Source organism: Epilithonimonas hominis, from assembly GCF_003730015.1.
Taxonomy (GTDB): domain Bacteria; phylum Bacteroidota; class Bacteroidia; order Flavobacteriales; family Weeksellaceae; genus Epilithonimonas; species Epilithonimonas hominis.
Genome location: NZ_RJTU01000064.1, coordinates 1 through 11,300 on the forward strand (window position 1 = coordinate 1; position 11,300 = coordinate 11,300).

Below are 11,300 nucleotides of genomic sequence, written 5' to 3' on the forward strand. Positions count from 1 at the left end.
TAATATCAAGTAGTCATTTTGTTTTATTATTCATATTAAAATTGGTGTTTGTAGTGGTTCATCACTTCCTGTGCGATTTCCTTGTCGGTCTTGAAATTTTTGGTTCCGAACAGGTTGGTGGTATTTTTTATGTCCTGAAGGATCTTGTGATAATCCATATACAGTCCGCCTTTTAGGTCGTGGCTTCGGATTTCGGACGAAAATTTTCGCCATCCGATCAAAGTTTCGTGGTACATAAGGAAGCGTTTTCCTCTCGGCATATCCACCGTTCTTGAGATATTGTACTTGTCTTTAAGCAAATCCAATTTTTCTTTCAGGAGACTAATTCCACCCGTAGAAAGCAAAGTCTGATAGACTTCGGGTTTTTGAAATCCCCATTCCAAATAATTTTGGGGGTTTTCGGGAAATTCTCGTAGTGGTTTCAGCATCCGGTTGTAGTAGAGTAACCAAAGCGGGTCTGCGCTAACTGTAGCGGATGTCCAATGCGCAAAATCTTGTACGCTTCTTTTGTGGATGGTGTCGGTTTCCATCTTGATTCGTTCTGTCTCCTTTCTTTGCATTTCGACTTCTCCGAATCGTTGAGTTTCCAATCCTGTCGGCTTAAGCGGTCGGATATCGGGACCATCCTTATAGTCTCGGTTTCTAGACGGTGCCCACATTCCCCAAACCGTGGCGTAGGCGAGATTGGTCTGAATCCCGAGTAAATATTTGGGGTAGGGTCTCCAATCGCCCCATCCCTCGAAAACCATCCTTTTCTGTTGTGCGACGATGGAAGGGTCGTTCAGTCGTTTGACGGTAAATTGTGCCTGCAGGTTTTCAGAGAAAATCAGCGGAATAAAGGCAATGAAAAAGGCGAAGTTTGTTTTAGTATTCATAATGATTCATTAAAAAAGGTTTCTGTATTTGATGAGGATGTCCTGAACCAAAATCCTGTCGAGATTGATATAATCTTGCAGAACGGGAATCTGATAGAGGTAAGGTCTGTTTTTGGCGGTCTTCAGGATGATGTTGATGTATAAAATCCAACCGTCAATGGCTCTTGCGCGCGCCAACATTTTCTCGATAAGCAGGTCGCGGTCGTAAGCGTTCATCAGGAAATCCTTGTTCTCGTTCATAATGTCAGACACCATTTCCTGTTTCAGCAGGACGGATTCCTGAATAATTTGGTTGTAGTATTTGGTCAGCAGGATGGCGTATTCGGGATTTTGTGCGCTGAGCTGCATCATTTCCTGCGAATGGGTAAGGATGTCGCCCAAATATTTATAGAAATACACGAGCTGTTTCCCGTTTCTGATGGCGGAATTGATGTTGGAAAGTTTGTCGTAGATAAACTCGTGTATGGCGACCACCTGAATCATTTTTTGGTTCGCCTGCTCGTAGAGTTTTCTCTGCTTTTCATAGGAATCGAGATAAGCCTGATTGCTCGCCAAACGGACTCCTTGATTTTTGGTAAGTTGTGCCAACAATTTGTCGTTGATCACGATGAAGCTTGTGTCTTGCGACTGAAACAGACAAAAACCCAAAAAAAACAATGCGGTCAAAAGAATCTTTTTCATTTATTAAAAAGTATTTATTCCGTTAATAATGCTCTGAACCACCTGTCGGTCGCGGTTGACGTAATATTCCAACAAAGCCTTCTTGGATTCGATTTTTCTTCGCAGTTCCCGAATCAGGTAAAGAGTGTAGTAGGATTCGCTTTCAAGCCGTTTCACTTCCTCAAGGGCGTAATCCAACAAAACTTTCCGTTCTGCTTTCTCCATTTGGTTGATGGCGCCGTAGGAAACCACGATGCCCGCCAAAAGCCTTACCACCATCTGCAGGTCGTCCGCAAACTGAATCTGTCCAGGCAACGCCACGATGAGTGCATAAGGAGCGGTTTGCAGTTCCTCGATAATCAAGAGTTCGTTGTTGCGGATTCTAGCAGCTTCCTGCGTGATGGCATAACCCGTGGGAATGGACTGCATCGCAAAATCCACAAAACGGAGCCGGTCCTGAATCTTCACGGTAGTTTCTCGAAGTTTAGTCCACTGCTTCTTGTTTTGGTTTTCGGTGGCGAGGTTCAGCGCCTGCTTGTTCTTCATCTCCTTTTGCCGACCGTTTTCCTCCATCGTGTGGCGGATTTCCAAATTCATCATCGGAAAGGAGACATTTTCCTGCTGCCACGACGGCGTGGAACCGCCACTGCTCGAAGTCAGAAGAGAATGTGCCGCAATCAGCACCGCCGAAAGATAGAATTTGGCTTTCATCAGAAATTGTGTTTATATTTAGTCATAATGTTTTCCACGATGGTCTTGTCGGTATTGATGTAGCCCTGAAAAGGATTAATGGCTTTTAAAAAGCCTAGGCGTTTGGCGCGTTCGATGTTCATCATAATGGTCAAGAGCCAAATCTTTAGTGTTTTTACCTTTTCAGAAATACTGAATAAAAGTCGGTAACGGTCTCCTGCAGTGGCAAGATTGAGTTCCCCCGATTTAAGCAGTTCGGAAACATCGGTACTCATTGCAAGGACGCTCTCATAGGTTTCTTTGGTGGCTTTTACGCCGAAAATGGCGTATTCAGGAGCATCGCTCACCAAAGTTGAAATCTGCGAGGAATAGGTGGCGCAATCCTGTAAATCGGAATAGATTTCCTTTACCTGAATACCGTTTTGAAGCGTACCCGAAACTTCACGAAGCCCCTTCAGAATCTTGTTCTGAATATCGTTGGCTACCGCCATTTGCGCACCGACCCAAGTTTGAGCCTGTTGCAGTTTGTTCTGCTGTTCGATGGTTTTCTCCTGTTCCGATTTTAAATTTTCGGAGTAAAGAATCATCGCCGCCGTTGTGGTCGGGTCGATGTAGGTATTTTGGGCGGAAAGGAATCCGATTCCAAATAGGGTGGTCAAAATCTTAAACTTTTTCATAATGCAAATCGTTTTGTTGAATTAATTCTTCAAAAGTCAGTTCGGAATCCTCCATCATTTCAGTGATTTTTTTTAATACATTCTGATCTTTGAATTGTGATTTTATTTTATGGTAAAAAGAAGTTGCCTTTTTGTCCAAAGGTTTTTTGTAGAGATTCACGAGGGAAACCATAGTTCCCAAATCGTTGTTGAAAGCCTTCACATCTTCCACAAACTTTTTGAGCGCGTCGTCGTAACTTTCGCTTTCCTTGGCGTAATATTCTATGGCAGACTTTTCGGGTTTTTCGGTAGTGTAGGTGAGATATTGTTCAAGGGAAACCTCATTTCCGTAGACTTCGCCTTTTGAACCCCGCTTTAGATAAAACTCCTTGAATCGGCTTCTTCCAAACTTGTTGTTCAGGTTGTTGATGGTAAAAATTTTGTTCTGTTCCACCTTATTCAGCGAGAGAAGTGATGCGATTCGATCAAAATTGTCTTTGAATTTGGTTTGATCTAACAATATAAAGGTGTCTGAATTGTTAATGATGGAATCCTTTACTACGGCGTTTCCAATGATGTCGTCCAATTCCTGCGTCACCACAATAGCTTCACCCCAAAACTTTCTAACAGTTTTATACAAATAAAGAATGTAACCTCCCATTAGTTTTGAGGCTATTGCTTTCCAAGCCTCTTCTATAATCAGAGCCTTTCTTCGGTCTTTTCGCAACCTCATTTTCTGAATAAAGGTGTCCATAATGATGAGCGTCACGATGGGGAAGAGTTTCGGGTTGTCTTTTACATTGTCGATTTCAAACACGATGAAAGGTTCGTTAAATAGAGTATTGTCGGCACTTTCGTTTAGCGTTGTTTCGTATCTTCCGCCTTTGTAGAAATCCTTTAGGACGAACAGGAAAGTTCGCAGGTTAAATTCCCTTTCACCAATCTTGTACTTTTTATTGTTCAAAAAGACAGGAAGAAATTTCTCGCAGTATTCATAAAACCCATTAAAGGAAAGTTCCTGCACGGCGAGTTTTTCCTCAATACCGACAATTTTTTTGATGAGCGTCTTTCGGTAGGCGTCGTTCCATTCCTGTGAGGATTCGGGACGCTTTACAAGATCTCTCGTTTTGGTCAGAATCAACTGCGACTCGTTATAGATTTTTCTTTTTTCCTCGTCGGTCAAGGTTTCATATGCCTCAAAGACACGGTAGAACATCTCGCTGTCGTAATCGGGATTTCCGATGTTGGAATCAGGATGATAATAGCGGATGAGTTTTCTCCCCGTTTCCTTGATTTCCTTGGTCGAGGCATCAAACGGAAGTCCCAACAAGTCGTAGAACGTTTTGGTATCCTGAAAATCCTTTTCAAACTCTGACTCGATGTCCGCTTCGTCGATATTGTATTTTTTGAGGTAGAGCATCAGTTCGTCGGAATCCTTGTGTTCAAACCAATTCGTTCCCGCATTAAAATATTGGTGGTAGTAAGACATCAGCACATTATCCAAGATGGATTTTTGGGTATTGCTCATCGTGCCGTCCGTTCCCTGCCAAATCAAAAAGATAAGGTTGGTCAAAAACTCGATTTTCTCGATATTGAATTCATCCTTGTTCATCAGGAAAGGATTCATCGTGATGGGTTTTTCCTCGGTGTACTCAATGTATCTTCCACCTTTGTAACTGCACGTTCCGGAATAGGAATCTCCCGTGTCCACAATAATCACGTCGTAATTGTAGGTAAGATATTGCTCCACGATATTGTTCATCAGGAAAGATTTCCCGCTTCCCGAAGGTCCCAAAACAAACTTGTTACGGTTGTTGATTCTTCCGCTCTTCATCGGCAAATCGGCGGGATCCACACGAAGCGGAACGCCCTGTCTGTCGGTAAATCGCAGGTAAAAATTGGAATCTTCGCTCACGGGGTAACTTTCTTTAAAAAAAAAACATAACGCAGCCTCGCTCGTCGTGGTAAATAAATCGTAGTCTTTCAGTTCGACCGCATTTCCGGGAAGGCAACATCGGAAGAGTTCCAATTGGTTGAAGGCGTTCTTGGAAATGTTGATGCCCTTGGTAAAAAGTTTGCTCTCAATCAGCGACTGTGTTTCCTCCATCCTGTCGAGCGAATCGGCGGAATAGACGATGGAGAAATGCGCGTCCACAATCAGTTGACCATCAACCGTCACATTGTGCAAAAGTTCGTCGATTTCGGCGGCGACAATCGCATTCGACGGTGCGCTGTTGGCGACGCCTTCGTGCTTTTTCTTCTTCTTTTCCAAATCCCGCTGCCGTTGGGTTTGGATGGGAATCGAGATAATTTGGTTGTAGATGATCGTGTTGTAGTCTTCCAATTCGTTGATGAATGAAAAATTATCCACCGCCGTATCGGAAGAGGCGTTGTTTCCGCCCAAAAGCGAGTAGGGTTCAATCTCGGAGGGAAGTTCGATGCGTTCCACATCCACGTAGGAAATGGTTTTCACGAACTGTTTTCCGATGCGCAGAAACTCGTTGTTGGAATAGATATTGTCGAAGACCGGATTCTGCACAAAATTCATCGAAAGGCTTCCGCCGACGTAATATTCAAAATCTTTCTCCCTCAAAAACTTCGGTTCGCAGTGGTATTGGGAAAGAAGCATAAAAATTTTCTGACAGCGGTCGCGCAAGTCCTTGTAGTTTTTTTCCGAGAATGAATATGAAGTCTTCTTTTTCTTTTGCTCGATAATGTCGGTAAAGAGTAAAACTGTTTCAATACTTTTATAAACTCTTCCCTCGAAATGTTCGGAATATTTTTGCTGCAGGAACTGATTGGACGGTTCCGCCGCATACTGTCTTTTGGAAAAGATGTCGAGTTTTTGGAGTAGGTGTCCCTCTCCCAAAGTCGCCACGATTTGGTTCAAAAGCGTGTGGTATTGCAGGTAAAGGTCGGGGTCGGCGGAATATTGCTCTACCATATTTTTAATTCTGATTCCGATAACGGGATTTCCGAACTTTCCGACCATCACGTCAAAATTCCAATCGTGTTTGCTACCGTGGTCATAGCCGATGAACGGGATGTCCATTTCAATTTTTTTCTTTTTCATTGTTTTGCTCATTTAGGTTGAAGCGTTTTGGGAAAATGTGGATTTGCTCGTGATTCTTGGTCTTGTTGTAGAGTCCTTTTCTGTCCTGAATTTTGTAAATCATATATATTCCGCTTCCGGCGAGGATAAATCCCAACACGGTTCCGAAAATCCCAATCAGTGAGGAGAAGATGGCAGCGCTAAAAAGTCCACCGACTGACGTTCCCATCGCATAGTAGATATACTTGTCCTTCAGTCCGAAAAAGACAAGGGGTTTTTTAAGCCCCTTGTAAAGAAAAAAGCCCATTACATTCCGAAGAAAGCGCCAACGAACTGTGGAACAATCACCAAGAAAAGACAGGCTCCCGCCCAACCAACAATCTCCTTGTTGATATCTTGGTCGCCATTCGTCCACTTGTTGTAGATTCTGACACCGCCAATAAGTCCGACTACGGCACCAATCGCCTGAATAATCAGTTTGATGGGTTCCCAATAGGAACGGATAGAGGTGTTCGCTCCGGCAAGTGCGCCTGCTCCTCCGGCTTGTGCGAGTAGTGGTGCAACCGCCAAAAACAGTAGTCCTGCGGTCAGCATTTTTCCAAACAATTTTCTTTTGTTCATTTTTGAATTCATAATTCGTAAGGGTTAAAAAATTAGGGTTTGTGTTATTTGAAAGAGGGGAGTACAGACTTGTAGGATTTGATTCCGTTAACATTGACCATCTGTACGTTGGTTTCGGCAAGGTTGAGCATCTGCCTGAACTTGTCTTCCTGTCTGCTTAAAAAATCCTTTTGGACTTCTTTGGGTTTGGGAACGGGTTTCGTTATTTTTGAAAGGCTTTTCAATGCCTCGTCCAATTGTCCAAAAAATTCTTCCTGCTCGAATTTTCTGCGAAGAGTTTCGATGTCGGGTTCTGTTTCAATTTCGGAAACAGATTGTGGTTCGTCTTCCAAAGCGTAATCTGATGGAGAAAAGGAATTTGGAACATTTAACGGTTCAGCATCCTCGATGCCGACTTGGATGATGTCCGGTTGGTCGCGTTCTGCAAAATCGCCAATCGAGAAGACTTCGGTGTCGTCGGTTTTTAAGGTGTTGGTTTTCTTTAGAAACAAGTCATAGACTATGTTTCCTGCATAGTAGAGAATATAGATTCCCAAAATAATCATTGTAAATTTTCCCATAATGGATAGAGGTTTTTAGGTGTTGAAGATTGATTTTCTTGAAGGTTATTTCTCTTTGGAAGCCTTTTCGATGTGTTCCACCACTTCCGAGAAAACATCTTTCAGGGCACGTCTTTGGTGACCTTTCAGCGAGCGCGTGTTGATTTTTTGAAGAATGTTCCGTTTGAGGACAGGTTGGCTAATCAGTTTTCCGAACCTTGAAATTTCTTCGTCCATCATCGGCTTGTTTGGATACTCAAAATTTTTCTCGAAGCGTGAACGGATGAAAATCTTTCCGGCTTCACTTTCCAAAAGCCCCAAAAAGTTGATGAAGACCAAAGTCGATTTGGTGGAGATGTCGGAATATTCAAAAGGAATGATGATAAAGTCGCTGTATTGAAGGATGTCGGTGTACTTCATATCGAGTGTTCCGGCAAGGTCGAAAAGATAGACCGCGTCGTCGGACTTCATCTTCATCAGCGTTTCAAAATCGGAGAAGGGAGCCTGATTGTCCTCCGAAATCTGAACCTCGTAAAGTTTAGGGAGATTCAAATCTTCATCCTCCATCCACTTGTTGTAGAAAGATTTCTGAAAATCGAAATCGAAAACGTGGATTTCCTTTTTCTGTAAGGCGAGATAATTGGCAAAGGCGATGGCAAGCGTGGTTTTTCCGGCACCGCCTTTCTGTGTGGCAAATGTGATAATCATTATTTTCTCTTTTTTCTTTTCTTTTTCAGAGCGTCTTCGGCAGGGTCTTTTGCGGTGTAGGAAGATTTCAGGAGTTCGTCAATCAGTTTTGAAAGGTTACTTTCCTGTTTCTGAATCGTTCCCTTTGATTCCTGAAGATTTTGGTCAGGATAAAATATTTGCTCGATGATTTTTTCCCCCACCAAAGACTTCAAGTCCTGAATATGGTGGTATCGGTGGTGTACTGCATAAAAATCGCCCTTATCGTTCTTCACTATGGAGATTTGGTCGTTTTGTCCATTTTTCAGGTATTCCAAAACCTCCTTTCTGATGGACTGATAAATTTCCTTGGTCTTTCTAAACTTGTTCTCGAAAACCATAAAGTCCTTTACTGAATCGTTGTTGAGAGATTTAATCAAGACTTCTTTTTCCCTTTCGTCCCGAATGTTGAAATCTTTCAAGCGTTCAAACATCCTTTTGCTGATGGTGTTTTCGGTAAATTCAAACATCTCGTTCATTTTGAAAATCTCACTTCCTTTGAAGACGCTTCCCGTTTTATGGTCGATGACGGTGCAACCGAAAGGTTTCTTAAAATCTTTGTGGTGTAAGATGATGTCAATTCCAAACACATCGCGCATCTTTTTCTGAAGTTCGCTTTCAAACTCAATTTTTGGTGTGGAACTCGATTGCTTTTCAAACAATCCATCAAACTTTCTGTTGTCTTCCACCCTGAATACTTTAGGGGAGCATATTTCCCTGTATTTGGAAATGGTGGCTTTAATCTGCTTCTTCCGGCTTAAATCATCTGAATCTTGAAATGAAATTTTTCCGATGTCGAGCGTTTGCTGAATCACTCCATTTTTTAGGAGGTCGATTGAGTTTTCATTTGCCTTGTTCGTCGCTACCCGAAATCGATTACGGTTCAGAAGTGTTACCAATTGATTGATGGAAGCGAATCGGTAAGAAAAGAGTTTTTTTAAGGTTGATTCTTGGCTGATTCCGAAAATCTGCTCCTGAACTTTTGCCAACGCTTTTTGTGCCTTCAGTTTCTCATAGGAATCGTTGATTTTCCTGCCCGATTTTTTATCAACTCTCGTGGAAACGATGTGGATATGGTTGTTCTCGGTATCGTTGTGGAAAATCACAAGAAACGGCTGTTTTCCATATCCCATTTCGTCCATAAATTTCTCGGCTGTTTCGGTGAGTTGCTCTTTCGTTTGCTCCTGAAATCTTGACGAAATCACGGCGTGAAACTGTGGTTTTTTCACTCGGTCACTTTTGGAAATCGACCGCAGATAGTTTCTGACCACTTCGGAACTGCTTTCTACGTTGATGAATGATGGAAAGTTCTTCATCAGCATCAGTTCTCCTTTTCCTGAATCAATCTTTTTCTCGTTGTATCTTACGCCGTGAAAATCATCGCCTGCCGAACCCAAAATCTTAACTAGCATCCGACATTATTTCATAAATCTTGAGGAAGATTTGGTTTTGCTGATTCTTCAGTTCGGCAATCTTTTCCAATTTTTGGTTGAACGAATTCAGTTCGGTTTTGCTGATGAACTTTTGGGAGTTAGCAATTCTCGCCACCTGATTGATGTTGTTCTCGATTTTCGCAAATAGGTTATCCTGCTTTTCAATGAACGCCAATACTTTTCTTCTCTCGTCCGATTGCATTTTCTGCTCCACGGAATCGATAATGAAATTGGTGAGGCTGATGTTTCTTGTGTCACACAATTTCTTCCAAGCCTCTTTTTTTTCTTTTTGGAGGCGTATAAAAAGTCTGACATTTTTGGTGCTTGTTTTCATTTCTGCCTGCAAAATATTTCTCTATTCTTCGAGGACAAAGTTGCACTGTGCGGACAGTTTTATCGCTATGTTTCAGTTTCGGAAGACTATAAACATAACCTGTGATACATAAACACACGTTTTTCTAAATTTTAACAAATAGAATGGACTGTGGTGGAATTTTTTGAAATTTTGGATTGATAAAACGATTATAAGTTTGGAATTAATTGATTTGAGAATATCAATTCACGATTTTTGAAAGTAAAATATTTCGTTCGCGATTTGCTACGGATTGTGTAGTGAATGGCAAACAAAATATGAATGAAAAGATTCAGTTGGAAATGAATTTTTGAATTTTCTTTCCTGAAAATATTTCGATGATTTTTAAAAAAAATTGTTGAAAAAAAAATCTAAAATCGGGGTTCAGAAAAAAGAAAAAATGAGTCCCGAATTTTTTTACCCTTTCCGACAGGAAAGGCAAGAGGGTCTTTGGAAGCCAATTTGAAAAATTGTGCGTACAAAGACACATCTTGCAACTTCACATCGATAGCAATGAATGTTTACATCAAGCGGTGAAAAAGGCTTTAAGCAGGCGGTTTTTCGAATGTTTAAAGATTGACGGTTGCAGAAGAAAAATTGAAGTTTGAGTTTTGATTAGAAAAATCGTTTTCAAAATTGTAGAGGTTTGTATAATTAATGGAGTTTTTAAAATAATGAATTTCAATTAGTTAAAAGAGATGGTTGTATCTAAATTGAGCAGGTGGGTTGTACCTGAATTGAGCAGGTGGGTTGTACCTGAATTGAGCAAGTAGGTTGTATCTGAATTGAGCAAGTAGGTTGTATCTGAATTGAGCAGGGGTTGTATTTATTTTGAGCATGGTCTGAAAAAGGAATGCGATTTCGAGGTTGTATCTATTTTGAGCAGGGGTTGTATCTGAATTGAGCAGGGTGGTTGTACTTGGATTGAGCAGGTGGTTGTATCTAAATTGAGCAAGGGGTTGTATCTGAATTGAGCAGGGTGGTTGTATCTATTTTGAGCAAGAGGTTGTATTTGAAATGCGCAGGTTGGTTGTATTTAGATTGAGCAGGAGGACTTTTATTTTAATCATTTATTAGTTCTAAAAAATAGAAAATCATAATTTTCTTTCACCTAGATTAAAAGTTAGTCCAAATTTTTGAAGATAAAGGGTGTTGGGTTGTTGAATTACGGATGGCGGATAAAGTACATAAGCAATAACTACTGAAAAATTATCATAAAAAAATCAGTAATTTAGCAGTAAACATTATTAATGGCAAAAATTGTAAGTTCACAGCATATCACGGGAGAAAAAGGTGTAGTTAAGTTCTCATCCTTTTGCGTAAATCATTCTCCGTATTTAATTTTTAGAGAGGAATCTAAAAATGATTTCGGAATTGATGGTGAAGTTGAACTTACATCGGTTAATGAAGATAATAAGATTGAGGCAACAGGTCAGATTCTAAAAATTCAATTAAAATCAACTGTAAAGGGAGGTAGTTACATCGTTGATGAAAATGATGATTCTTTTAAATTTGTAGCTCAAAAAAATGATATCGACTATTGGAATAAGCATGTATTGCCCGTTATTTTGGTTGTTTATATCGAAAGAGAGGACAAACTTTATGCGAAAACGGTTGACAAGACTTTGGGAACTAATAAAAACAGTTTAAAGATTTCTTTTGATAAGAAACTTAATTTAACCTGAGTTCGGGATAA

Annotated in this window: 12 protein-coding genes; 1 reads left to right on the forward strand and 11 read right to left on the reverse strand. The window is 40.9% G+C overall.

The window, feature by feature from the left end; genetic code table 11:
- Positions 1–35 precede the first annotated feature (35 nt).
- Genes EGH73_RS09895 through EGH73_RS09945 form a run of 11 tightly spaced genes read right to left on the reverse strand, consistent with a single transcriptional unit; the run spans position 36 to position 9,586 of the window.
- Positions 36–875, reverse strand: a complete 840-nt coding sequence (locus EGH73_RS09895) for a hypothetical protein (protein WP_123281701.1) — start codon at positions 873–875, stop codon at positions 36–38.
- A 9-nt stretch (positions 876–884) separates the two neighbouring features.
- Positions 885–1,556: a hypothetical protein gene (locus tag EGH73_RS09900; RefSeq protein WP_123281702.1), complete on the reverse strand. Its 672-nt coding sequence runs from the start codon at positions 1,554–1,556 to the stop codon at positions 885–887.
- Positions 1,557–1,559: 3 nt separating this feature from the next.
- Positions 1,560–2,246, reverse strand: coding sequence for a hypothetical protein (locus tag EGH73_RS09905; RefSeq protein ID WP_123281703.1), 687 nt, complete (start codon positions 2,244–2,246; stop codon positions 1,560–1,562).
- Positions 2,246–2,902, reverse strand: coding sequence for a hypothetical protein (locus EGH73_RS09910; protein ID WP_123281704.1), 657 nt, complete (start codon positions 2,900–2,902; stop codon positions 2,246–2,248). The genes EGH73_RS09905 and EGH73_RS09910 overlap by 1 nt, the downstream gene beginning before the upstream one ends.
- Positions 2,889–5,954, reverse strand: coding sequence for a TraG family conjugative transposon ATPase (locus EGH73_RS09915; protein WP_123281711.1), 3,066 nt, complete (start codon positions 5,952–5,954; stop codon positions 2,889–2,891). Before EGH73_RS09915 ends, EGH73_RS09910 begins: the two co-directional genes overlap by 14 nt.
- Positions 5,935–6,240 (reverse strand): DUF4133 domain-containing protein, encoded by a 306-nt coding sequence (locus EGH73_RS09920; RefSeq protein ID WP_123281705.1) that lies wholly within the window; start codon positions 6,238–6,240, stop codon positions 5,935–5,937. The genes EGH73_RS09915 and EGH73_RS09920 overlap by 20 nt, the downstream gene beginning before the upstream one ends.
- Positions 6,240–6,554, reverse strand: coding sequence for a DUF4134 domain-containing protein (locus tag EGH73_RS09925; protein ID WP_095074545.1), 315 nt, complete (start codon positions 6,552–6,554; stop codon positions 6,240–6,242). Before EGH73_RS09925 ends, EGH73_RS09920 begins: the two co-directional genes overlap by 1 nt.
- A gap of 44 nt (positions 6,555–6,598) precedes the next feature.
- Entirely contained in the window at positions 6,599–7,114 is a 516-nt protein-coding gene (locus EGH73_RS09930; RefSeq protein ID WP_123281706.1) for a hypothetical protein, read from the reverse strand.
- A gap of 45 nt (positions 7,115–7,159) precedes the next feature.
- Positions 7,160–7,801, reverse strand: a complete 642-nt coding sequence (locus EGH73_RS09935; RefSeq protein WP_123281707.1) for a ParA family protein — start codon at positions 7,799–7,801, stop codon at positions 7,160–7,162.
- Positions 7,801–9,231, reverse strand: coding sequence for a relaxase/mobilization nuclease domain-containing protein (locus EGH73_RS09940; RefSeq protein WP_123281708.1), 1,431 nt, complete (start codon positions 9,229–9,231; stop codon positions 7,801–7,803). The genes EGH73_RS09935 and EGH73_RS09940 overlap by 1 nt, the downstream gene beginning before the upstream one ends.
- The gene (locus EGH73_RS09945) at positions 9,221–9,586 is read right to left on the reverse strand and encodes a hypothetical protein (RefSeq protein WP_123281709.1); all 366 of its coding nucleotides are present in this window, start codon (positions 9,584–9,586) and stop codon (positions 9,221–9,223) included. Before EGH73_RS09945 ends, EGH73_RS09940 begins: the two co-directional genes overlap by 11 nt.
- 1,268 nt (positions 9,587–10,854) lie before the next feature.
- Here EGH73_RS09945 and EGH73_RS09950 point away from each other — a divergent pair.
- Positions 10,855–11,289: a DUF4365 domain-containing protein gene (locus tag EGH73_RS09950; RefSeq protein ID WP_123281710.1), complete on the forward strand. Its 435-nt coding sequence runs from the start codon at positions 10,855–10,857 to the stop codon at positions 11,287–11,289.
- Positions 11,290–11,300: the final 11 nt, after the last annotated feature.